The following is a 21,112-nucleotide window of genomic DNA, read 5'->3' on the forward strand; positions in this document are numbered from 1 at the left end:
GGGGTGCGCGAGAGAAAAATGCGGGCGCGTAAGTTTTCCTACAATGGAACGACGATGTACGACTTGCTGAAAACCATCGACGACCCGGCGGACTTGCGCCGCCTGGACCGTCGTCAACTGAAACCGCTCGCCGACGAGTTGCGCGCGTTCGTGCTCGACAGCGTGTCGCAGACGGGCGGGCACTTGTCGTCGAACCTGGGCACGGTGGAGCTGACGATCGCGCTTCACTACGTCTTCGACACGCCGCACGACCGCATCGTGTGGGATGTCGGCCATCAGACTTATCCTCACAAAATTCTGACCGGCCGCCGCGATCGCATGCATACGCTGCGCCAGCGCGGCGGCATCTCCGGCTTTCCGCGCCGCGTCGAGTCGGAGTACGACACGTTCGGCACGGCTCATTCGAGCACGTCCATTTCGGCCGCGCTCGGCATGGCGATCGGGAGCAAACTCGAGGGCGAGGATCGCTTTTCGATCGCCGTGATCGGCGATGGGGCGATGACGGCCGGCATGGCGTTCGAAGCCATGAACAATGCCGGCGTGTGCGACGACCTGCCGTTCCTCGTCATCCTCAACGACAACGACATGTCGATCTCGCCGCCCGTTGGCGCGTTGAACCGGCATCTCGCGAGGCTGATGTCCGGGCGCTTTTATGCGGCCGCGCGCGCCGGGGTGGAGCGCGTGCTGCGCGTGGCGCCGCCGATGCTCGAACTCGCACGCAAGCTCGAGGAGCATGCGAAGGGCATGGTCGTGCCGGCCACGCTTTTCGAGGAATTCGGCTTCAATTACATCGGGCCGATCGACGGCCACGACCTCGATTCGCTGATCCCGACGCTGCAAAACATCCGCGAGTTGCGTGGACCGCAGTTTCTGCACGTGGTCACGAAGAAAGGGCAGGGCTACAAGCTCGCGGAAGCCGATCCGGTGCTCTACCACGGTCCGGGCAAGTTCAATCCGGCCGAGGGCATCAAACCGTCCACCGCGCCGAGCAAGAAGACCTATACGCAGGTTTTCGGGGAGTGGCTGTGCGACGCGGCAGAACTCGATTCGCGCGTGGTCGGCATTACGCCCGCGATGCGCGAGGGCTCGGGCCTCGTCGAGTTCGAAAAGCGCTTTCCGGACCGCTATTTCGATGTCGGCATTGCCGAGCAGCATGCCGTGACGTTTGCAGGGGGGATGGCTGTCGAGGGCATGAAGCCCGTGGTCGCCATTTATTCGACGTTCCTCCAGCGCGCCTACGACCAACTGATCCATGACGTTGCGTTGCAGAACTTGCCGGTGGTGTTCGCGATCGACCGTGCTGGCCTCGTCGGCGCCGATGGCGCGACGCACGCGGGCGCTTACGACCTGGCATTCCTGCGCTGCATTCCGAACATGACGGTGATGGCGCCCTCCGACGAGAACGAGTGCCGGCAGATGCTCTACACGGCGCTGCAGCAGCCGAACCCGACGGCCGTGCGGTATCCGCGTGGCGCGGGTGCGGGTGTAGCCACCGTCAAGCAGATGACGGCGCTGCCCGTTGGACGCGGCGAGATTCGCCGCCAGTCGACGGCAGGCAAAGGCAGCCGCATCGCGATCCTCGCATTCGGCACGATGGTCGCGCCGTCGCTCGTGGCGGCCGAGGCACTCGATGCGACCGTCGCCAATATGCGCTTCGTCAAGCCGATCGATGCCGAGCTGCTCGTCGAGCTTGCGCAGACGCATGATGTGCTCGTGACCGTGGAGGAAGGTTGTGTCATGGGCGGTGCCGGCTCGGCCTGCGTCGAATCCCTGCTCGCCAATGGGGTTGTTCGTCCCGTACTACAATTGGGCCTTCCCGACGGATTCATCGATCACGGCGATCCGGCGAAGCTGTTGTCGGAGTGCGGTCTCGATGGCGTGGGGATCGAGAAATCGATCCGTGCGAGGTTCCTCGAACCTGCCGCCAAGCTGGCGCAGCGCGTCGCCTGACGCAGCGCGGGTCAGCCCGCGTTGCACCCGCACACAGACATGGGCCTCGATGGCCCATGTTTCGTTATTGGCATGACCAGCGCTGTGCCGAGGGGCGGCATGACTGGCGCCGCCCCAAGAGGACAGGACACAACACAAGATGAATGACATGAATGCAGCCTTCGTGATGCCCGACGTACAGAGCTCGGTCGATACGCGGCAAATCCCGATCCAGCGAGTCGGCGTCAAGGGGGTTCGGCACCCGCTTGCGGTCCGCATGTCGAACGGCGAAGTGCAGGCGACGGTGGGCACATGGAACCTCGATGTCCATTTGCCCGCGGAGCAAAAGGGCACACATATGTCGCGCTTCGTCGCGCTGCTCGAGGACAGCAAGACGCCGCTCGATTCCTCTGCGTTCGGTGCGATGCTCTCGGCGATGCTGACGAAGCTCGAGGCGCCGGCCGGCCGCATCGAAGTGACGTTCCCGTATTTCGTCAGCAAGACGGCCCCGGTTTCGGGCGTATCGAGTCTGCTCGATTACGAGGTGACGATGATCGGCGAGATGCGCGAGGGTACGCTCCGTACGTTCTTGCAAGTGCTCGTGCCCGTGACGAGTCTTTGCCCCTGCTCGAAGGAGATCTCGCAATACGGCGCGCATAACCAGCGCTCGCATGTGACGATTCGGGCAGAGTGCGTCGGGGAGTTGTCGGCCGAAGCGTTGATCCGCATTGCGGAGCAAGAGGCTTCTTGCGAGCTCTGGGGTTTGCTCAAGCGTCCCGACGAAAAGTTCGTGACCGAACGGGCCTACGAGAACCCGAAGTTCGTGGAAGACCTCGTGCGCGACGTGGCCCAGCGGTTGAACGCCGACGAGCGTGTGGTTGCCTATACGCTCGAAGCGGAGAACTTCGAGTCGATCCACAATCACAGCGCCTACGCGATCATCGAGCACGACAAGCGTCGCGCGAATCGATGATGCGCGCGGCCGCAACTCAACGCGGCAGCGAGGACAAATCCCAACGAGGCTTGACGGTGAACGCGTAATCGCGGCTCGCCTGTTGCGGCCAGCGCGCGAGGCGCAAGGCGCCCGCGAGCGCGATCATGGCGCCGTTGTCGGTGCACAGCGCGAGGTCCGGGTAGTGCACTTCGTAGCCGCGCTTGCGTGCGGCTTCGGAAAGTGCTTCCCGCAGTTGACGATTCGCACCGACGCCGCCTGCCACCACGAGCCGCTTCAAGCCGGTTTGCTTGAGCGCGGCAATCGATTTGACGACGAGCACGTCGACGGCGGCGTCGACGAAGCCGCGCGCCACGTCGGCCTTTTCCTGCTCGCAGACATTGGCGCCGAGCTTTTTCGTCTGCGTCAGCACGGCGGTTTTCAGGCCGCTGAAGCTGAAGTCGAGATCGCCTGAGTGGAGCATCGGCCGGGGCAGGACTACGGCACCGGGCACGCCGTATTCCGCGAGCCGCGATACTTCAGGGCCGCCCGGATAGCCGAGCCCCAGCAGCTTGGCCGTTTTGTCGAACGCTTCGCCGGCTGCATCGTCGAGTGTTTCGCCGAGCGTTTCGTATAGGCCGACATCGGTGACGCGCATCAATTGCGTGTGTCCGCCTGAAACGAGCAGCGCGACGAACGGGAACGGTGGCGGCGCGTCAACGAGCAACGGCGAGAGCAGGTGCCCTTCGAGGTGATGGATGCCGATCGTCGGCTTGTCCCAGGCCATGGCCAGCGCGTTGGCGATGCCGGCGCCGACGAGCAGCGCGCCCGCCAGTCCCGGCCCTTGCGTGAATGCGATTGCATCGATGTCGGCGGTTCTTGCGCCCGAACGCGCGAGCACCTCTTCCAGAAGCGGCAGTGCGCGGCGGATATGGTCTCGCGAGGCAAGCTCCGGCACCACGCCGCCGTACTCCCTGTGCATGGCAATTTGCGAATGCAGAGCGTGAGCGAGCAGGCCGCGATCGCTGTCATAGAGCGCGAGGCCGGTTTCGTCGCAGGAGCTTTCAATGCCGAGAACGAGCATGATGCAAGAGGAGAGCAGCGGGCCGGGCCGTACGATGGAGCACACCGAGGTGGCGCAATGCGCCGGCGCCAGAGGGAACGAGGAAGCACGAAAGTATAACAGTACGCCCCGGAAACCCGGCCGGGCGCGGTTAAAATGCGCGCCATGGAATCCTATGATATCGCCGTGATCGGCGCCGGTGCGGCCGGCATGATGTGCGCGGCCGTCGCCGGACAGCGTGGGCGCCGTGTCGTGCTCATCGATCACGCGGCGCGGCTGGCCGAAAAGATCCGCATCTCCGGTGGGGGCCGCTGCAACTTCACGAACCTTCAGGCAGGACCGGCCAACTACCTCTCGGCGAACCCCCATTTTTGCCGCTCGGCGCTCGCACGCTATACGCCACGCGATTTTCTGGCGCTGCTGAAGTCGCACCGCATCAGCTGGCATGAGAAGCACCGCGGGCAACTCTTTTGCGACCATTCGAGCGAAGCCATCATCGACATGCTCAAAGCCGAATGCGACGCCGGTGCCGTCGCGTGGCGCCGGCCTGTTGCGGTCGAATCGGTGCAGCATGCCGATGGGCGCGGCTTTACGCTTCAGACGAGTGCGGGCTCGATCGGGGCGCGCGCACTCGTGATCGCGACCGGCGGCCTTTCGATCCCTAAGATCGGCGCCACGGACTTTGCTTATCGGCTCGCGAAGCAGTTTGGGCACAAGCTCGTCGAGACGCGGCCCGCCCTCGTGCCGCTCACGTTTTCGTCGGATGTTTGGGCGCCGTTCGCCGCCTTGTCCGGGGTGTCGCTCGAAGTCGAGATCGCTGCGGGGGCGAGCAAGGGGCAGGGTCGGTTCGCCGAAGATCTTCTGTTCACGCACCGGGGATTGTCGGGGCCGGGCGTGCTGCAGGTATCGAGCTACTGGAATCCGGGCGAGCCGATCCGCATCGATTTGCTGCCCGGGCGCGACCCTGCCGCGGAACTGCTCGAGGCCAAGGCGGGCAGCAAGCGGCAAATCGTCAATGCGCTGGCGGAATGGATGCCCGGGCGGCTTGCGCACGCGTGGCTCGCGACCCACGGCATGGCGCCCGAGGCGCGGCTCGCCGATCTCTCCGACAAGTCGCTGCGGCGACTGGGCGAAGCCTTTGCGCAATGGAGTCTCGTGCCGAACGGAACGGAGGGCTACCGGAAGGCGGAAGTGACGCGCGGCGGGGTGGACACGCGCGAACTTTCGTCGTCGACGATGATGAGCGAGCGGGTGCCGGGCCTTTATTTCATCGGAGAAGCCGTCGACGTGACGGGCTGGCTCGGCGGGTACAACTTTCAGTGGGCGTGGGCATCGGCCGTCGCGGCAGGCGAGGCGGCGGCCGATAATGCCCGTGGCGCTTGACACGCCGCTGCATTTATGCAGAACGTCTGCTATACTCCCGAACCTTTGTGATATTTCCGCTTTGGAAACATGACGATTATCCGCGTTAAAGAAAACGAGCCCTTCGAAGTTGCGATGCGGCGTTTCAAGCGCACCATCGAGAAGAACGGCCTTCTGACCGAACTTCGCGCGCGCGAGTTTTACGAAAAGCCGACGGCGGAACGCAAGCGCAAGAAGGCCGCGGCGGTCAAACGCCACTTCAAGCGTCTGCGCAGCCAGATGCTGCCGAAGAAGCTGTACTGATCGAATTTCGTCGCAGCGCCTTTCTTCCCGCTGCCCGTGGGCGGCGGCGGACAAGCGCCCGAATAACCCGCTTGAGGAAGGATCCCAAGCGGGTTTTTGCGCTAGGCGGTACGCGCGGCGCTTCCCTATTTTCCATGCATCGGGTGAAAAATGAGCTTGAAAGATCGGATCAATGAGGACATGAAGGCGGCGATGCGCGCGCGCGAAACCGGACGGCTCGCGACGATACGCCTTCTGCTTGCCGCGATCAAACAGCGCGAAGTCGACGAGCGCACGACGCTCGACGATGCGGCGGTCACCGCCGTCATCGACAAGATGATCAAGCAGCGCAAGGACTCGATCAGCCAGTTCGAAGCGGCCGGCCGGACCGATCTCGTCGATCAGGAAAGCGCCGAGCTCGCGGTGCTGGCGGCCTATATGCCGGCGCAACTGTCGGAAGCGGAGGTTTCGGCCGAGGTCCAGGCCGCCGTCGCGCAAGTGGGCGCGACCGGCCCGCAAGACATGGGCAAGGTGATGGGTGTGCTCAAAGGCAAGCTCGCGGGCCGGGCCGATATGACGGCCGTCTCGGCGCTCGTCAAGGCGGCGCTCGCCAAATAAGGCCGGTGCCGGCCGGCGCCCGGGCTTCGGGTGTCGTGCCGCGCCGGCTTCTTGCCGCCCGACGTGATACCGCATTCGTTCCTGCAGGATCTGCTCAACCGCGTCGACATCGTCGACGTGGTGGGCAAGTACGTCCAGCTGAAAAAGGGCGGGGCGAACTTCATGGGGCTCTGCCCCTTTCATAACGAGAAGAGTCCGTCGTTTACGGTCAGCCCGACCAAGCAGTTCTATCACTGCTTCGGTTGCGGCGCCCACGGCACGGCAATCGGGTTCCTGATGGAACATGCCGGATCGACGTTTCCCGAAGCGGTCAACGAACTGGCTCAGTCGGTCGGGCTCAGCGTCCCCCAGGAGCCATCGCCGATGCGCGGGGGCGGCTCCGGCGCCCCCGGCGAACGCCCGGCGTTCGCGGACCACAAAACCACGGCGGCGCTCTCCGACGTCATGCAAACGGCGTGCGATTACTACCGCAAGGCCTTGCGCGGGGCGCCCGAGGCCATCCGCTATTTGAAAAAGCGTGGCTTGACGGGCGAAGTCGCGGCCCGGTTCGGTCTCGGCTATGCCCCGGACGGCTGGCAGAACCTCGAAGACGCGTTTGCCGATTACCGCAGCGATGCGCTGGTGGAGGCGGGGCTCGTGATCGTCAGCGAAAAGCTCGACGCCGAAGGCCAGCCGCGCCGCTACGACCGCTTTCGCGAACGGATCATGTTTCCAATCCGTAACGTGAAGGGTCAGGTGATCGGCTTTGGGGGCCGGGTGCTCGAATCGGGCGAACCGAAGTATTTGAATTCCCCTGAAACGCCACTATTTAGCAAGGGCAGCGAACTTTACGGTCTTTTCGAAGCACGACTGGCGATTCGCGAGGCGCGTTCGGTGCTGGTGGTGGAGGGGTACATGGATGTCGTGGCGCTCGCGCAGTTGGGCTTCCCGAACGCCGTCGCGACGCTGGGGACGGCTTGCACGCCGGTGCATGTGCAAAAGCTGCTGAGGCAGACCGATACGGTCATCTTCAGTTTCGATGGCGATGCCGCGGGGCGTCGCGCCGCACGCCGGGCACTCGATGCCTGCCTGCCGCATGCGGCCGACAACCGGACGATCCGCTTCCTCTTTCTGCCGCCGGAACACGACCCCGACAGCTTCGTGCGCGAGTTCGGCAAAGAGGCGTTTGCCGAGCAGATCGAGCATGCCACGCCGATGTCGCAGTTCATGTTGAGCGAGGTGTTGGCCGGCAAGGAACTGGATACGCCCGAGGGCCGCGCCCGCGCGCTGTTCGATGCCAAGCCGCTCTTGCAGGCGCTGCCGCCGAATGCATTGCGCGCCCAGATCATGCATATGTTCGCCGATCGGCTCGGCGTGCCTTTCGACGAGGTCGCGGCGCTGTGCGACGTCGATTCGCGGATCGTTGCGGCCGCGCGGCCGGCGCCGCCGCGCAAGGACCGGCGGCGCGTCACGGATATCGAGGAGCGTGCGCTGCGCAATCTCGTCATGTATCCGCGCATCGCCTTGCTTCTCGACGAATCGAGCGAGGAGGCGCTGACAGCGCAAGCGCACGGGGAGCTGTTCGCCGAAGTGGCGACACATGCGCGCGCGCTGGGCGATGCAGCCGAATTCCGGCTGCTGTCCGACCTGTTGCGTACGGGTGCGAACGCGGCAACCTTCGAAGAAATCTTCCGCGAAATTCTGGACTATGATGAAAACGTGCGTGATTTGCTGCTGCAGAGCCCGGAAGACGACGCCGCTGTCGAACAACAGAGGGAGCGCGAGCGTATCGCGGCCGAAGAGCTCCAGGCGGCAATCCTGAAAATGCGCTACGACGCCTGTTGTCAACGGCTTGAGCGCTTGTCGCGACAATCGCGGCTCACTTCGGACGAGATTGCGGAATATGCGGAGCTCGACCGCCAACGGGCGGATATGAAGCGCCGACTCGGTGCCTGAGGACTGCGGACTGGCGAGCCCGTGCTATAATAAAAGGTTCTCAGTGGTTTGATTTTTCAGGAATTTTCGGCGACAGCGGGCAGAGGTGCTCAAGCACAGGCGAGGCGAGACAAGCGATGGCAAAGACGACAGGCGCGAAAACGACGGTGGCGGGCACGGCTGGAGCGGGCAAAGGCAAGAGCCCGGGCTCCGGCAGGGGCTCGGCGCAGCCGGTGCGCAAGGCGTCCGCGGCCACGACCGTCGGGGCCACAGCGGCCGGAAAAAAATCCACGAGCAGAACGGCTGCGCGGGCTTCGGCCGCGGCGGCTGGTGTAACCAAGGCGGCCAAAGCGTCCGCCAAAGCGCAGACGGGAGCTGCCGCCGCGAAACGGGCGGGGGCGGGTTCGAAAAGCGTAAGGGGTGCGGCTGCCACGCCGGACGATTTGGCAGTGCGCGAGACCCAGGTATCCACGGTGCAACCGGCTGAAGTCCAACAGCCGCGAGTCGAGATTAAAGCCGCTACGGCCAACTCCATGACGAAAAAGCTGAACGAAGTATCCGTCGATGACGACGCAACTCAGGGCGAAGAGCAGCAACCTGCCCCGGGCAAGGCTGAGAAGGCCAGGGCGCGCGACCGTCGCGCGAAGGAGAAAGCGCTCCTGAAGGACGCATTCGCGTCGACCCAGCCGGGCACTGCCGAGGAGCTCGAAGAGCGGCGCGCGAAGCTGCGCGCGCTGATCAAGCTCGGCAAGGAGCGCGGCTTTCTGACCTATGCCGAAATCAACGATCACCTTCCGGACAACTTCACGGAGACCGAGGCGATCGAGGGCATCATCAGCACGTTCAACGACATGGGTGTTGCCGTCTACGAGCAGGCGCCCGATGCCGAGACGCTGCTGTTGAACGACAACGCTCCGGCCGTTTCGTCCGATGACGAAGTCGAGGAGGAAGCGGAAGTCGCGCTGTCCACCGTCGATTCGGAATTCGGACGGACGACCGATCCGGTGCGGATGTACATGCGCGAGATGGGGACGGTCGAGCTTCTCACGCGCGAGGGCGAGATCGAAATCGCGAAGCGCATCGAGGATGGCCTCAAGCACATGGTGATGGCAATCTCGGCGTGCCCGACGACGATCGCCGACATCCTCGCGATGGCCGAGCGCGTGGCGAACGAAGAGATCCGCATCGACGAACTCGTCGACGGTCTCATCGATCCGAACGCCGAAGACACGGACGGTTTCTCGGCGCAGGAAGCCGAGACGATCGAGAGCGAGGCCGAGGACGTCGAAGAGGAAGACGAGGAAGAAGAGGAAGAGGACGACGGCACTGCTCAGGCGACGGCCAATGCTGCGCAGCTCGAAGCGCTCAAGCGTTCGTCGCTCGAGAAGTTCGCGCTCATCAGCGAGTGGTTCGACAAGATGCGCCGCGCGTTCGAGAAGGAAGGCTACAAGTCGAAGTCGTATCTGAAGGCGCAAGAGGCGATTCAAAACGAGCTGATGTCGATCCGCTTCACGGCGCGTACGGTCGAGCGGCTTTGCGACACGCTGCGCGCGCAGGTGGATGAAGTCCGTCAGGTCGAGCGTCAGATCCTGCATATCGTCGTCGACAAGTGCGGCATGCCTCGCGCGGAGTTCATCGCGCGTTTTCCGAGCCACGAGACGAATCTCGAGTGGGCCGACAAGATCGTCGACGAGAGCCATCCGTACAGCGCGATTCTGTCGCGTAACATTCCTGCCATTCGTGAGCAGCAGCAGCGGCTCATCGATTTGCAGGCGCGTGTGGTGCTGCCGCTGAAGGACCTGAAGGAAACGAACCGTCAGATGGCTGCGGGCGAGCTGAAGGCGCGTCAGGCCAAGCGCGAGATGACCGAGGCGAACCTGCGTCTCGTGATTTCGATCGCGAAGAAGTACACGAATCGCGGGTTGCAGTTCCTCGATCTGATCCAGGAAGGCAACATCGGTCTGATGAAGGCGGTGGACAAGTTCGAATATCGCCGTGGCTACAAGTTCTCGACGTATGCCACGTGGTGGATTCGCCAGGCCATCACGCGTTCCATCGCGGACCAGGCGCGGACGATCCGGATTCCGGTTCATATGATCGAGACGATCAACAAGATGAACCGTATTTCGCGGCAGATTCTGCAGGAGACGGGTCTCGAGCCCGATCCGGCGACGCTTGCCGAGAAGATGGAGATGCCGGAGGACAAGATCCGCAAGATCATGAAGATCGCGAAGGAGCCGATCTCCATGGAAACGCCGATCGGTGACGACGACGATTCGCATCTGGGTGACTTCATCGAAGATACGAATACGGTTGCGCCTGCCGATGCGGCGCTGCACGCGAGCATGCGCGATGTCGTGAAGGATGTGCTCGATTCGTTGACGCCGCGCGAAGCGAAGGTACTGCGGATGCGTTTCGGTATCGAGATGAGCACGGATCACACGCTCGAGGAAGTCGGCAAGCAGTTCGACGTGACGCGCGAGCGTATTCGCCAGATCGAGGCCAAGGCGCTGCGCAAGCTGCGCCATCCGAGCCGTTCGGACAAGCTCAAGTCCTTCCTCGAAGGCAACTGATCAAGGTATCATTCAGTGCCAGGCCCGGCGTGAAAACACCGGGTCTTTTTTTGCGGCCGGAGTTAGTGCTTTAGCACTTACTCGAGTCCCATGCTGGGTCGACCTGCGTTAGTGCTTCATCGCTTACGCAGGTCTCTCCAGCGGCGTTTGTTCAGGGCCCGTAGCTCAGGGGTTAGAGCAGTCGACTCATAATCGATTGGTCGTTGGTTCGAAACCAACCGGGCCCACCATTCATTGTGCCGGGAATGGTCAAGGTAATTGAGTCGGCACCTCAGATCGTAGCGATCCAGGGATTGATAACCCGCAGTCCACCCGCTTCGTAGGGCGACGTATCGCGGGAGGCGACGATAAATTTCCGCGAGGATGCAATGGCGGCAATATAGCCGTCCGGCGTCGGGAAGCCACGCCCTGCCTTTCGTGCCGTCGCGGCCAGTTCCGAGTAGTGTTGTGCCGCGTTCACGTCGAATGGCAGCACACGCCCCTCGAACAGTCCGACCAAGCCGTCCAGTGCGTTAGCCAGAAGATTTTTACGTTTACCGCGGGGCAGCGCTGCGATACCAAACAGCAGTTCCGCCAACGTCACGCTCGATAAGTACAGTGTTTCGGCGGCCTGCTCGTTGAGCCAAGCCCGGACGGCCACGTCCGGCTGCGGCTTCATGGCTTCTGAAACGACGTTGGTATCCAGAACGATCATTCAAACCTCATTGGTTCAGCCGGCGTCTGATCCCGCGCCTGATCCAGGGCCGCGAAGTCGTCATTCGTTAGACCGATCTTACGGCCCAGGGCCGCCAGAGCATCGCCCAAACGCACGCGTTTCTCCGGCTTTACTACGCTAGATAGAATTTCGCGAATTTCAGCTTCAGTGCTATGTCCGTGCTGGGCAGCACGAAGTCTCAGGGCACGGTGCACCTCGTCTGGCACGTTGCGTACAGTCAGAACGGCCATCGTCAAATCTCCTTGTGTGCTGGCAGTGACGTCAATTGTAGCATTTTGCTGTCATTCCTTGCCGGCGTCCATTGAAGTTAGCGCGCGTGTCGCCACGCACCGATGAACGCGCGGGATTCGTGGTCTCCCGGGGATGCTGGTCCTCAAGCAGTGGATTTAAACGCACGAATCGATCGGTATCATCAGTCCCTTTTCATTTCGTCGAGACTCCCTGCCAGTCGATACTGCCGCGGAGCCGGCGAAGCTCCTCCTGCCGCTTCAACTGGATGATCTTCTGCAAGCCAAGCTCGACGACTTCCTGCATCGTTTTCAACCCGGACTCAGCAAGAGCGTCGGATATGAGAGCGTCGTCTAGTCGATGTTGATACGCACGATGATGTATGTCACGCGATAGTCTCGTGCGCATGATGCTGCGAGGACGCCGCCGAATCAACTATCAGCCTGGGGCGGCGAAGGTCATCGGCGTCGGTTGACGAACCAACCGCCTCCACGTGGACCTGTACTCCCCAGATCACGTGGAGTGCGGCATCATCGACCATCGCTCGGCCCCGAGATCACTCCCCGATCAATGCGGTATCAGCACCGTTCCGTGATTCGCCTCGATCGCATTGCTGCCCGGATTGTCCACGATGGCCGGCAGATTGGCTAAACTGAGCGCCGGTGCCGCACCCGGGGTGCCGCCGCGCGGCACGGTCCTGATCACTTGCGAAGGCGGCAGCGACGCACCGCTCTTCAAGTGCGCCCACATCAGATTCAGCGCCTGCAGATAGTAGTAATGCACAGGCACGAACCGCGTATCGAATCCCGGCACGCCAAGAAACGCGTCGAAGTGCTGACCATTCGTCACCTCGTACAGCGAGACCTGGCTATGCGGTTCGCGCACGCTGTTGGCCGCAAGATAGGCGCGCGACGCGTGATTGATCGGCACGAGCGCATCGCTGCGTCCCTGCACGATCAGAGTCGGCTTGCCATGCAGTTGAGCATTGACGCGAATGGCGTCAACGCTCGCGACCATGCGCGGGTCTTGCCCAGTCCAAAGCGCGCGTAAGCATGCGGCGCCCGCAAAGCTCGCATCGGCCGTGGCAAGCCGATGGTCGGCCCCTCCCGGGGGCGTCGGGTTGTAGACGAGATTGATGCCGTTGGTAGGCGGTACGCCATTGCCGAAGCCGAACACCGTTGGCATCGGCGAAACCACCGGCGGAAAACCCGCTGCACCCGTTGCCGGATTCGTCGTGCCGAAACTGAAGCCACACAGATTGTCCGTCACGCTCGAACGCGTGTAGGCGTCGGCATAGGTGACAGCAACGGCCGGCACGGCCTGCGAGTCCCACATCGACGCGTGCAGCACGTCCGAATCAGCCTCGTAACCGGCCGCATGAAGCCGGGCGAGCGCATCGGTTGCCTGTGCCTGTGTGTCGCCGCCATTGACCATCCCCGCTGCCGCCAGCGACGCGCAGCGTGCTGTTCGAATCGCGTTTGTCGTCGCAAGGGGCAATGCGCTCAGATAAGGCGCGCCGGCCGCGGCAGGCGCTAGTGCTGCACACGGTTCGAGCAGATTCGCGAGCGTCACATAGTCCGCCAGCGGCTTGCCCGCCGCCGCGATGAGTTGGCCACCTTCCTTCACGCGCGCACGCCCCGGCATCCGCACGTTGATTTGCGGCTCACCGACGACGACCGCAGTAATCCATCCACGCCTGTCTTGCTCCGCTGCCGCCAATGCTGCACCTCCACCGTTGCTCACCGACGCGGCGATCGTCGTGATACTGCCCGGCTCGTAGCGCACACGGTGATCGGACGTATCGCCGATCGGTGCGAACTGCCGATTCAACACCCAGTAGGCGAATTGAACCGCGGCAAGCGTGTCCTTGCCCCAATCCGCTTCGGGGTTTTGCTGCGAATGCGCATGCTTGAACGCATAGCGGTTCGGAAACGCCTGATTGAACGCGGCCAGCGCACCCGGCGAGACATTCGCGGTGAAAAGACTTTGGGTGCCGGCCGCCGTCGCGTCAGCCAACTGGCCGTCGATCAACGTCACGCGATTCGTCATGAGCTCATGGGCGCCGTTGCCCGTGCCTTTGTCGGTATAAGCGACCGCGCAGCCGCGTTTGAGGCCCCACTCGCCGGCTGCGGACACCGCACCGTAGACTCCGCGTGAGCCCGAAGACGTTGCGGTGACAATGCACGGGTTCGCCGGATCGAAGCTCGTCGGCACCTGAACGAGCAGCGTCACGTTGCGCCGGCCGGTGCCGTCGTCCGCGTAGGCGAGGTATTCGGTGCCCGCGATTTTGCCTTCGCCGAGCGTGTCGTTCCCATTCAGATCGACGTTAGGCCCCCAAAAACGCCCATAGCCGCCGTTTGCCGTCATGTCGACGAGCGCCCGATAGTTCGACCAGATGGCAAGCCGCCGCAATTCCGCTGCGCTCGGATGGGCCGGATCGGCGATAGCCGGCGCGGGACCCGCCAACCCCGTTTTGCCGAGACCAGCGGTCAACAAATCGTCGCTGACGCCGTCGTATGAGTTCACCCGAAGGCTGCCGGGCACGATAAAGGCGGGCGGACGGTTGCGGCCAAGTTGGCTTGCATCGGATTCGTCGGCCGTTGCAGACAAGGCGAAGACGGCACCGGCTAACGCGGTGCCGAGTAGTACTGCTGCACTCCGGATCGAAATCGGAACATTTCTCATCTGGGTCTCCTATGCAGAGCAGTCGGTTTGGCGGCTTGGCGCCTGCCGTGAATGTAGTCGTTCCAGCCCCGGATTGGCAGCCAAATTTTCGTGGTTTTCGACTAGCCGGCCGAGCGAACGTCGATGTCGATTCAGGCGATCGTCGTTCGTCGTAGCATCAGAGCCATTACGAGCAGGTCGATGTCGTCGATCGGTTGCAACGGCTCATACGACTTTCAATCATCCATAGGAGATACGACGATGCGTGTCATGGTAATCATCAAAGCGTCGAGCGAATCGGAAGCGGGCAAGATGCCGAGCACCGAGTTGCTGACGGCGATGGGCGAATTCAACGAGCAGCTCGTCAAGGCCGGCATCATGCTGGCCGGCGAAGGTTTGCATCCGAGTTCGAGGGGCAAGCGGGTGCATTTTTCCGGGCGCGAACGCTCGGTAATCGACGGGCCTTTCGCTGAAACGAAGGAGCTGATTGCCGGTTTCTGGCTCTGGGAGGTGAAGTCGATGGATGAGGCGCTCGAATGGGTCAAGCGCTGTCCGAATCCGATGGAAAGCGACTCGGACATCGAAATTCGCCCGGTATTCGAAGCATCCGATTTCGGCGAGGAATTCACACCGGAGCTGCGCGCACAGGAAGACCGCGTACGCGCGCAGGCCGACGAACTCGTCAAGCGCTCACGTCAGGACTGAGGTGTAACGCCGGGGCCGTGCCCGGCGCTACACGCGTCGCTCGATCAACCCCGGCGGCGACGGACCGCTTCGGCAAGCGCGTCGAGCACGGGCTCGGTTTGCGCCCAACTCAAGCACGCATCGGTGATCGACACACCATGACGCAGCGGAACACCGGGCTTGAGGTCCTGGCGGCCTTCCTCGAGGTTGCTTTCGACCATGACGCCGACGATGCGCTTTTCCCCCTGCGTTAGTTGCCGCGCGAGATCGTCGGCTACGTCGCGTTGCCGCAGATGCGATTTGCCAGAATTGGCGTGCGAGCAGTCGACCATGACCTGTTCGCGCAGCCCCGCAGTGCGCAAGACTGTACAACATTCCTCGATTGCGGCGCTGTCGTAATTGGGTCCTTTTTTCCCGCCACGTAAAATGACATGCGCCGTATCGTTGCCGCGCGTTTCGAAAATCGCGGCCATGCCCATTTTCGTCATTCCCATGAACGCGTGAGACGCGCGCGCGGCGACGATGGCGTCCGCTGCAATCTGAACGCCGCCATCGGTGCCGTTCTTGAAGCCGATCGGGCAGCTCAACCCCGACGCGAGCTGGCGATGGCTTTGGCTTTCGGTCGTGCGCGCGCCGATCGCGCCCCACGCAATCAGGTCCGCGATGTACTGCGGGCTTAGCAGGTCGAGAAATTCGGTCGCGGCCGGCAGCCCCAGCGCGTTGACGTCGAGCAGCAACTGGCGGGCACACCGCAGTCCTTCGTTGATCCGGAAGCTGCCGTCGAGGCGCGGATCGTTGATGTAGCCTTTCCAGCCCACCGTCGTGCGCGGTTTTTCAAAATACACGCGCATGACGACCAGTAACTCGTTTTGCAGGGCATCGGCCGCGCGCTTGAGCAATTGCGCGTATTCGAGCGCCTGATCGTGATCGTGGATGGAACAGGGGCCGACCACCGCGAGCAGCCGGTCGTCGCGCCCATGCAGGATGTCGCCGATGGCCGCACGGCTCGTCTCGACCAGTGCTTGGATTCCGGGCGCGACAGGCAACTCGTCTTGCAGCAGCGCCGGTGAGATCAGCGGGCGCACCGCGCCGATGCGCACGTCGTCGATGCGCGTCGTGTCCTGTGTCGTGTCCGCCACCCCGACTTCGAGGTCGTGCAGCGGGTTGTCGATATGTTTCAAGTTGGCCTCTCTCAAGCTTCAATGGCAGTCCGCGATTATGGCACCGCCGCGTTCGCGTCCGCAGCAAGATCGTCTGATGGCGCCCCGAGTCGAAGATATTCGAAATGTATTTGTAATGTTCGTGCCAACAACTAAGCGAGGCTGTGTCGGCGCAGGTATCACCGTTTTTTTGTATTTTTATGTCGCTTTTGCGGTGATACGTTCGGCATGCCTTCGCGGGGGCCGGCATCGATCGCCAAATCCACCGAGGAATGCAAGCCAAACATCTAAGGAGAGCTATCGAAATGATGGGGGTGAACAGTTTCGATACGGCGATACAAACATACATGACGCAGCACGCCGTGCATTGGGTATTGTTCAACCATGCCGTCAGAGTCGTCGCCGGGCTATATACGTTCAAAGGCTTCGTTCTGATACCGATGTTGTGGTGGATCTGGTTCCATCCAGGCGAGCGCAACGAGTGGAATCGCGAAATGGTGATAGCTACGATTGCCAGCGGCCTATTGGCGCTCGCCATTGGCCGATTTCTCGCGCACTATCTGCCTTACCGAATCAGGCCGGTCCATAATCCCGTGCTTCATCTGAATTTCCCGCCGGCGGGTTTGAAAGACCCGGCGTTTCGAACCTGGGGTTCGTTCCCGAGCGATCACGCGATGCTCTGGGTGGCGGTGGCGACCGGCATTTTTCTGATGCACTGGCGCATCGGTCTGTGCGCGCTTTTTTACGCGGTGTTTTTTATTTGCTTGCCGCGCGTCTATCTGGGCCTTCATTACCCCACCGACGTCATCGCAGGCGCAGCGCTCGGTGCGGTCATTACCTGGCTCATGACGAGAGAAGCGCTCAGGGCGCGCTTCGCACGGCCGTTGTTGCAGGCGATGCAGCGCTTTCCAGCGCTCGGCTACACGATGGCTTTTCTGCTGTGTTTCGAGCTCATCACGCAATTCGACGAACTACTCATGCTGGGGCAGTCGCTGTCCAAGGCGATATGACCGATGGATCATGTGGCGCGCCCGCTTTTCAGCGGCGCGTATGCCGCCGCCGATCCCGCTCCCGCAGTAACTGCGGCATCAGCTCCTCGATGTACTGTCTCGCGTGAGCGCGCGTGTGTACCTGCGCGAAGCGCCGGTGCGCCGCATCGCGCCCAACGAGCGCGATATGGCCTTTCCTGAGCACATGCAGGAATCCCATCAGGCTGCTGCCGTCGGGAACGTGCTCGTCTTCGCGCGGATCCGGGGAGGCGGTCGGGGTCATGAGCCAATCCTTTGTGGGCAGTCGTTGCGGCACGTCTTCGTGACGAGCGTCAGCAGGTCTTTGGCGTGGCGGTCCCGATCGGTCAGCGGCGCGAGGCCGAACAGGCGCGCGAGCGTCGCAGGGATCGAACTGTGATCGTAAACAGTCTGATCGACGTGTCCTCGAGCGACCCACGGCGATACGACGATCGCTGGAACGCGTACCCCGTAGATGTCGAAGCCGAAGCCGCTCGCGTTCAGCGTTGCAGGCGCGCCGTCGTTCGGCGGGACGGCGGCGCCGGGTTTGACGGAATCATAAAAGCCGCCATGTTCGTCATAGAGGATGACAAAGAGGCTGCTAGTCCATAGCGGTGAGTTGCGGATGGCGTTGTAGATGCGCGCGGCGAGCCGGTCGCCACCGGCGAGGCCATCCATCGGATGCTGCGAACTGCCTCCTTCATACGTGTCGCGCACGATGTCGCCGTAGCACGGTTCGATGAACGTGTAGCGCGCGGTATAGCCCGCCGCGAGATCGGCTTCGAAGTGTTCGAGATCGTCGACATCGAAAAATTCGATGCCCTTTAACGAAGCCACCTGCGGCACATGGCCCAGGGGCGGTCCCGACTGATCCTGATAGAGCCGGTAGTTGCCTTTGCCCAGCGCATCGAAGATCGAACCCTTGGGATAGGGGAAGCCGTTGGTCGTTTCCCATTCCGCCATTTCCTCCCGGGTTGGAGAATGCTCGAGCCCGGCGGATGAGGCGCCATGCAGAAAAAAGCGGTTCGGCCACGTCGGCCCGGGCATCGATGCGTGCCAGCCGTCGCACAGCACGAATTCGCTCGCCAGTTCAAACAGCGCCGGCGCTTGCGTGCGGATATCGACGCCCTGCATGACTTTGCCGATATCGGCCCCAGATGGTCGCGCGCCTTGCGCACCGGTCCTCGCGTAGTTCGCAACGAAGCCCGAGTTGTCGATGGCCGGATACGGTTCGCCGGCGCGATACTGGACGCCGGCGCCGCATAGTTGCTCGACGACGTCCGCGAACTCGTGACCTGGGTCCGTCGGCATCTGAGCGGGTGCGCCGCCGCCAAACGAATATTGCACGCGCTCGTAGGTATTGGTGTCCTCGGCCGTGGCCGCGACGATGCCGGGAATGCCGGAGAGCGCGAACAGATGATCGAACGACCGGTTCTCGAGCATCAGCACGAATACGTGCTGGATGGGGGACGGCGCCTGCGGCGATGCAGTGATTGCGGCTGCGTTCATAGCGCCTCTTTTACGGTTTGTCGAAGATGGGGCGGAACGGGGACGGGCACTGCATGGCAATCGATTGTAGTGCAGACATCGAGGATTCAGCCAAACGTTGCGGTGACGAAATCGACGAAACTCCTCAGCTTCGGCGTGGGGCGGCGGTCCGGCGAGAACAGCAGGTGCATCGGACGCGCCGGTGTTTCGTATTCAGGCAGCACGCGCACGAGCTGCCCGGACGCCACATCGTCGCGCAACAGCTCGCACGGTTGAAGAATGATGCCGAGGCCCGCGAGTGCGGCCATCCGCAACCCTTGCCCGTTGTTGATGGCAAGGCGGCTGTCGACCCGCACCGTGTGGCGTCCGTCCGGTCCGGTGAATTCCCATTCCGTAATCGCCGGGCGGGCCCAATAGGTGAAGCCCAGGCACTGATGATCGGCGAGCTCGCGGGGGTGCCGCGGCACCCCTCGTTCGGCTAGATAGGCGGGCGACGCACACGGCAAGAGCCGATACGGCGCGAGCGCTCGCGCGATCAATCCGGAGTCCGGCAACTGTGCGATGCGTACGACCGCATCGTAGCCTTCGTCGACGAGATCGACGATCCGGTCGCTCAAGGTGAGATCGATCTGCACGTCCGGGTATTGGCGCAGATACCGCGCGAGCATGGGGGTGAGGCTGTATGCGCCGAAGCTGACCGGTGCATTCACGCGCAGCTTGCCGCGCGGCGCGGCTTGCAGATTGGCGGCGAGCGCATCCACCGCGTCCATCTCGGTCAGCACCGATTTGCTGCGCTCGTAGAACGCTTGCCCGGCTTCGGTGAGGCTTTGGCGGCGTGTCGTTCGATTGATGAGGCGCATGCCGTAACGCTCCTCGAGCAGGCGCACATGCTTGCCCACCATTTGCGAGGACAGGCCGAGCGCCGCGCCCGCCGCGGCAAACGAGCCGGTTTCCGCGGCTTTGACGAAGACGGACATACTCGTGAGTCGATCCATGATTCGAAACCGCCTGTTTCGATAGATGCGTTGAATGCGCGATTTATCGCGGCAATGCGTCGAATTATATTGAGTCCTCCCCAATTCGACAGGAGATCGATCATGTCGCGTGTCGTGCGCTTTCATCGGAACGGCGGTCCCGAGGTCTTGAAGATAGAAGAAGTCGCTGTGCCGCCGCCGGGCCCCGACGAGGTGACGCTGCAGGTCAAGGCCATCGGGCTCAACCGGGCGGAGTCGATGTTCAGAACGGGCCGCTACGTCGAAACGGCCGTCTTTCCCGCGCGGCTCGGCTATGAGGCGTCCGGTATCGTCACTGCGCTCGGTGCGCGGGTCGATAACGTTGCGATCGGCGATGCGGTCGGTGTCGTACCGCCGCTTTCGATCACGCGTTGGGGCACCTATGGCGAAACGATCAATGTGCCGGCGGATTTCGTCGTGAAGCACCCGCCTGAGCTCGATTGGGTTCAGGCAACCGCGATCTGGATGCCCTACGTGACCGTCTGGGGCGCACTCATCGATATCGCGAAGCTCGGATCGAGCGATACCGTGATCGTCACGGCTGCTTCGAGCAGTGTCGGCGTTGCCGCGATCCAGGTGGCCAAGCTTGCCGGCGCAACCGTCATTGCGACGACGCGTACGGGCGCGAAGCGCGATGCACTGCTCGGATGCGGCGCCGATTTCGTGATCGCGACGCAAGAGGAGAGTCTCGCGGACCGCGTAAAAGAGATCACGAACGGGGCGGGTGCGAGCGTCGCGTTCGATCCCATTGCCGGCCCGATGCTGAGCGAACTCGCGGACGTCGTCTGCAACGATGGCATCGTGCTCGAGTATGGCGCGCTGAGCCCGGAGCCCACCGCCATGCCGCTCTTCGCCATGCTGAGCAAACGGATTGCGGTTCATGGCTACACGTATAAACACGTCGTGCTCGACGCTCAACGCTTTGCCGAGGCGAAACGCTTCATCCTCGCAGGGCTTTCGTCGGGAAAACTTCGACCGGTCGTCGATCGGACATTCGCGTTCGACGATATCGTCGAGGCGCATCGCTATCTCGAATCGAACGAGCAGTTCGGGAAGATTGTCGTGACGGTTTAGGAGCAACGACGACCGGCGTTGCGGGATGGACTTCCCAACGTCGGTTGCGCAACTCTAGGTGGTTGCGCAATCTTAGACCGCCGATGCTTGATCGAACTTGAGACGATAGGACTGCTAACTAGTTAGATTGAATTTGTGAGAGTGATCATCTCAAAAAAAGGCTCTTTTGAAAATGCAGTGGGTAACGCAGCTCACGAGGCATGCGGGTTGAAGCTGGAGAAATCTAGCTTGCCGGCGATGAGGAACAGCACGGTTCGCATTGTTTCGAAGCGCGTGTAGCCGCGCCTTGCGCTTGGCAGCCTGAAACAAGCCATTGATGGCCTCGATGAAGCCGTTGGTTTGGCGAGTCTGAGTCCAAGCGATGATGCCGTCGAAGTGGCGGCGAATCATTCGCGCCACCTCCTTCA

At 62.5% G+C, this 21,112-nt stretch carries 19 protein-coding genes, 1 tRNA gene and 1 pseudogene; 11 read left to right on the forward strand and 10 right to left on the reverse strand.

The features are described 5' to 3' along the window. Window positions 1-54 precede the first annotated feature (54 nt). On the forward strand, window positions 55-1,950 hold the full coding sequence (dxs, locus tag GWC77_RS09650; protein ID WP_173256688.1) for a 1-deoxy-D-xylulose-5-phosphate synthase: 1,896 nt from the start codon (window positions 55-57) through the stop codon (window positions 1,948-1,950). A gap of 139 nt (window positions 1,951-2,089) precedes the next feature. Continuing rightward, on the forward strand, window positions 2,090-2,902 hold the full coding sequence (gene folE2, locus GWC77_RS09655; protein WP_173256689.1) for a GTP cyclohydrolase FolE2: 813 nt from the start codon (window positions 2,090-2,092) through the stop codon (window positions 2,900-2,902). Between the two features lie 16 nt (window positions 2,903-2,918). Here folE2 and tsaD read toward each other — a convergent pair whose 3' ends face one another. Further along, a complete protein-coding gene (tsaD, locus tag GWC77_RS09660) occupies window positions 2,919-3,944 on the reverse strand; it encodes a tRNA (adenosine(37)-N6)-threonylcarbamoyltransferase complex transferase subunit TsaD (protein WP_173256709.1) in 1,026 nt (341 codons plus the stop codon). A gap of 144 nt (window positions 3,945-4,088) precedes the next feature. Here tsaD and GWC77_RS09665 point away from each other — a divergent pair, with 144 nt between their 5' ends. From GWC77_RS09665 to GWC77_RS09690, 6 genes are all read left to right on the forward strand, one after another. Continuing rightward, complete coding sequence (locus GWC77_RS09665) at window positions 4,089-5,306, forward strand: NAD(P)/FAD-dependent oxidoreductase (protein WP_173256690.1); 1,218 nt, start codon at window positions 4,089-4,091, stop codon at window positions 5,304-5,306. Window positions 5,307-5,375: 69 nt separating this feature from the next. Continuing rightward, window positions 5,376-5,588: a 30S ribosomal protein S21 gene (gene rpsU, locus GWC77_RS09670; protein ID WP_136891987.1), complete on the forward strand. Its 213-nt coding sequence runs from the start codon at window positions 5,376-5,378 to the stop codon at window positions 5,586-5,588. Between the two features lie 150 nt (window positions 5,589-5,738). Continuing rightward, entirely contained in the window at window positions 5,739-6,185 is a 447-nt protein-coding gene (locus tag GWC77_RS09675) for a GatB/YqeY domain-containing protein (protein ID WP_173256691.1), read from the forward strand. Between the two features lie 63 nt (window positions 6,186-6,248). Continuing rightward, complete coding sequence (gene dnaG / locus GWC77_RS09680) at window positions 6,249-8,120, forward strand: DNA primase (protein ID WP_173256710.1); 1,872 nt, start codon at window positions 6,249-6,251, stop codon at window positions 8,118-8,120. Between the two features lie 116 nt (window positions 8,121-8,236). Further along, window positions 8,237-10,672, forward strand: a complete 2,436-nt coding sequence (gene rpoD, locus GWC77_RS09685; protein ID WP_173256692.1) for an RNA polymerase sigma factor RpoD — start codon at window positions 8,237-8,239, stop codon at window positions 10,670-10,672. A 154-nt stretch (window positions 10,673-10,826) separates the two neighbouring features. Further along, window positions 10,827-10,902 (forward strand) — tRNA-Ile (locus tag GWC77_RS09690). Between the two features lie 41 nt (window positions 10,903-10,943). Here the strand turns inward: GWC77_RS09690 and GWC77_RS09695 are convergent. The 4 genes from GWC77_RS09695 to GWC77_RS09710 all read right to left on the reverse strand — a co-directional run bounded on the left by GWC77_RS09695 (window position 10,944) and on the right by GWC77_RS09710 (window position 14,300). Then, a complete protein-coding gene (locus tag GWC77_RS09695) occupies window positions 10,944-11,366 on the reverse strand; it encodes a type II toxin-antitoxin system VapC family toxin (RefSeq protein ID WP_173256693.1) in 423 nt (140 codons plus the stop codon). Continuing rightward, window positions 11,363-11,617 (reverse strand): plasmid stabilization protein, encoded by a 255-nt coding sequence (locus GWC77_RS09700; protein ID WP_173256694.1) that lies wholly within the window; start codon window positions 11,615-11,617, stop codon window positions 11,363-11,365. Before GWC77_RS09700 ends, GWC77_RS09695 begins: the two co-directional genes overlap by 4 nt. A gap of 193 nt (window positions 11,618-11,810) precedes the next feature. Continuing rightward, window positions 11,811-11,921 carry a hypothetical protein gene (locus tag GWC77_RS30285; protein WP_367949029.1) on the reverse strand — a complete coding sequence of 37 codons (111 nt, stop codon included), beginning with the start codon at window positions 11,919-11,921 and terminating at the stop codon, window positions 11,811-11,813. Between the two features lie 261 nt (window positions 11,922-12,182). Then, on the reverse strand, window positions 12,183-14,300 hold the full coding sequence (locus GWC77_RS09710; RefSeq protein WP_173256696.1) for a D-(-)-3-hydroxybutyrate oligomer hydrolase: 2,118 nt from the start codon (window positions 14,298-14,300) through the stop codon (window positions 12,183-12,185). A 240-nt stretch (window positions 14,301-14,540) separates the two neighbouring features. On the opposite strand from GWC77_RS09710, the gene GWC77_RS09715 reads away from it, so the two are divergent. After that, a complete protein-coding gene (locus GWC77_RS09715) occupies window positions 14,541-14,984 on the forward strand; it encodes a YciI family protein (protein ID WP_173256697.1) in 444 nt (147 codons plus the stop codon). A 44-nt stretch (window positions 14,985-15,028) separates the two neighbouring features. On the opposite strand, the gene GWC77_RS09720 is transcribed toward GWC77_RS09715, so the two are convergent. Beyond that, window positions 15,029-16,144 carry a 3-deoxy-7-phosphoheptulonate synthase gene (locus GWC77_RS09720; RefSeq protein WP_173256698.1) on the reverse strand — a complete coding sequence of 372 codons (1,116 nt, stop codon included), beginning with the start codon at window positions 16,142-16,144 and terminating at the stop codon, window positions 15,029-15,031. 293 nt (window positions 16,145-16,437) lie between these two features. On the opposite strand from GWC77_RS09720, the gene GWC77_RS09725 reads away from it, so the two are divergent. After that, window positions 16,438-17,133: a phosphatase PAP2 family protein gene (locus GWC77_RS09725; RefSeq protein ID WP_173256711.1), complete on the forward strand. Its 696-nt coding sequence runs from the start codon at window positions 16,438-16,440 to the stop codon at window positions 17,131-17,133. Between the two features lie 28 nt (window positions 17,134-17,161). Here GWC77_RS09725 and GWC77_RS09730 read toward each other — a convergent pair whose 3' ends face one another. The 3 genes from GWC77_RS09730 to GWC77_RS09740 form a co-directional block, all read right to left on the reverse strand. Next, window positions 17,162-17,395: a hypothetical protein gene (locus GWC77_RS09730; protein WP_173256699.1), complete on the reverse strand. Its 234-nt coding sequence runs from the start codon at window positions 17,393-17,395 to the stop codon at window positions 17,162-17,164. Then, window positions 17,392-18,639, reverse strand: a complete 1,248-nt coding sequence (locus tag GWC77_RS09735; protein ID WP_173256700.1) for an alkaline phosphatase family protein — start codon at window positions 18,637-18,639, stop codon at window positions 17,392-17,394. The genes GWC77_RS09730 and GWC77_RS09735 overlap by 4 nt, the downstream gene beginning before the upstream one ends. 86 nt (window positions 18,640-18,725) lie before the next feature. Further along, complete coding sequence (locus GWC77_RS09740; protein WP_173256701.1) at window positions 18,726-19,613, reverse strand: LysR substrate-binding domain-containing protein; 888 nt, start codon at window positions 19,611-19,613, stop codon at window positions 18,726-18,728. Between the two features lie 102 nt (window positions 19,614-19,715). Here GWC77_RS09740 and GWC77_RS09745 point away from each other — a divergent pair, with 102 nt between their 5' ends. Continuing rightward, the gene (locus tag GWC77_RS09745; RefSeq protein WP_173256702.1) at window positions 19,716-20,705 is read left to right on the forward strand and encodes a zinc-dependent alcohol dehydrogenase family protein; all 990 of its coding nucleotides are present in this window, start codon (window positions 19,716-19,718) and stop codon (window positions 20,703-20,705) included. Between the two features lie 191 nt (window positions 20,706-20,896). Here the strand turns inward: GWC77_RS09745 and GWC77_RS09750 are convergent. After that, window positions 20,897-21,112 (reverse strand): annotated as a pseudogene (locus GWC77_RS09750) (transposase); the annotation flags it as partial.

The sequence above is a fragment of the Paraburkholderia sp. NMBU_R16 genome, assembly GCF_013282575.1.
Classification (GTDB): domain Bacteria; phylum Pseudomonadota; class Gammaproteobacteria; order Burkholderiales; family Burkholderiaceae; genus Trinickia.

What these genes read in the sequence shown, in the direction of transcription:
- GWC77_RS30285 (WP_367949029.1), bottom strand. Translation starts at nt 11,921, where the DNA reads ATGCAGGAAGTCGTCGAGCTTGGCTTGCAGAAGATCATCCAGTTGAAG.
- rpsU (WP_136891987.1), top strand. Translation starts at nt 5,376, where the DNA reads ATGACGATTATCCGCGTTAAAGAAAACGAGCCCTTCGAAGTTGCGATG.
- folE2 (WP_173256689.1), top strand. Translation starts at nt 2,090, where the DNA reads ATGAATGACATGAATGCAGCCTTCGTGATGCCCGACGTACAGAGCTCG.
- GWC77_RS09715 (WP_173256697.1), top strand. Translation starts at nt 14,541, where the DNA reads ATGCGTGTCATGGTAATCATCAAAGCGTCGAGCGAATCGGAAGCGGGC.
- GWC77_RS09695 (WP_173256693.1), bottom strand. Translation starts at nt 11,366, where the DNA reads ATGATCGTTCTGGATACCAACGTCGTTTCAGAAGCCATGAAGCCGCAG.
- tsaD (WP_173256709.1), bottom strand. Translation starts at nt 3,944, where the DNA reads ATGCTCGTTCTCGGCATTGAAAGCTCCTGCGACGAAACCGGCCTCGCG.
- rpoD (WP_173256692.1), top strand. Translation starts at nt 8,237, where the DNA reads ATGGCAAAGACGACAGGCGCGAAAACGACGGTGGCGGGCACGGCTGGA.
- dxs (WP_173256688.1), top strand. Translation starts at nt 55, where the DNA reads ATGTACGACTTGCTGAAAACCATCGACGACCCGGCGGACTTGCGCCGC.
- GWC77_RS09665 (WP_173256690.1), top strand. Translation starts at nt 4,089, where the DNA reads ATGGAATCCTATGATATCGCCGTGATCGGCGCCGGTGCGGCCGGCATG.
- GWC77_RS09730 (WP_173256699.1), bottom strand. Translation starts at nt 17,395, where the DNA reads ATGACCCCGACCGCCTCCCCGGATCCGCGCGAAGACGAGCACGTTCCC.
- GWC77_RS09700 (WP_173256694.1), bottom strand. Translation starts at nt 11,617, where the DNA reads ATGGCCGTTCTGACTGTACGCAACGTGCCAGACGAGGTGCACCGTGCC.
- GWC77_RS09745 (WP_173256702.1), top strand. Translation starts at nt 19,716, where the DNA reads ATGTCGCGTGTCGTGCGCTTTCATCGGAACGGCGGTCCCGAGGTCTTG.
- GWC77_RS09710 (WP_173256696.1), bottom strand. Translation starts at nt 14,300, where the DNA reads ATGAGAAATGTTCCGATTTCGATCCGGAGTGCAGCAGTACTACTCGGC.
- GWC77_RS09735 (WP_173256700.1), bottom strand. Translation starts at nt 18,639, where the DNA reads ATGAACGCAGCCGCAATCACTGCATCGCCGCAGGCGCCGTCCCCCATC.
- GWC77_RS09675 (WP_173256691.1), top strand. Translation starts at nt 5,739, where the DNA reads ATGAGCTTGAAAGATCGGATCAATGAGGACATGAAGGCGGCGATGCGC.
- GWC77_RS09740 (WP_173256701.1), bottom strand. Translation starts at nt 19,613, where the DNA reads ATGGATCGACTCACGAGTATGTCCGTCTTCGTCAAAGCCGCGGAAACC.